This window comes from Skermanella stibiiresistens SB22, assembly GCF_000576635.1.
Lineage (GTDB): Bacteria > Pseudomonadota > Alphaproteobacteria > Azospirillales > Azospirillaceae > Skermanella > Skermanella stibiiresistens.
The window spans coordinates 1-378 of the sequence record NZ_AVFL01000131.1 but is presented as its reverse complement, the minus strand read 5'-3'; the positions used below and the strand labels follow the sequence as shown (position 1 = coordinate 378).

1 protein-coding gene is annotated in these 378 nt (G+C 65.6%); it reads left to right on the top strand.

The window, feature by feature from the left end:
* The coding region (locus N825_RS35785) for a metal ABC transporter permease (RefSeq protein WP_037462518.1) at positions 1 to 378 on the top strand (378 nt) is incomplete at both ends.

Genomic DNA, 378 nt, shown 5'->3' with positions numbered 1-378 from the left:
TACCTGCTCGGCCTGTCCTTCTCGGCGGGCGCGTTTGTCTCGGGGTTGCTGGCGGCCGGCGCCATGCTGCTGCTGAACCAGCGCACCCGGCTGAAAGAGGACGTCGTCATCGGCGTCGTGTTCTCCGCCTTCTTCGGCCTGGGCTTGTTCATGGTCTCGCTGTCCACGGCATCGGTCAGCATCCAGACCATCATCCTGGGCAACATCCTGGCGATCACCCCGGCCGACACGGTGCAACTGCTGGCCATCGGCGGCGTCTCGCTGCTGGTGCTGCTGTTGCGCTGGAAGGCCCTGATGATCACGCTCTTCGACGCGCACCATGCGCGCTCGGTGGGCATCGATCCCGCGCTCACCAAGGGCCTGTTCTTCGTCCTGCTG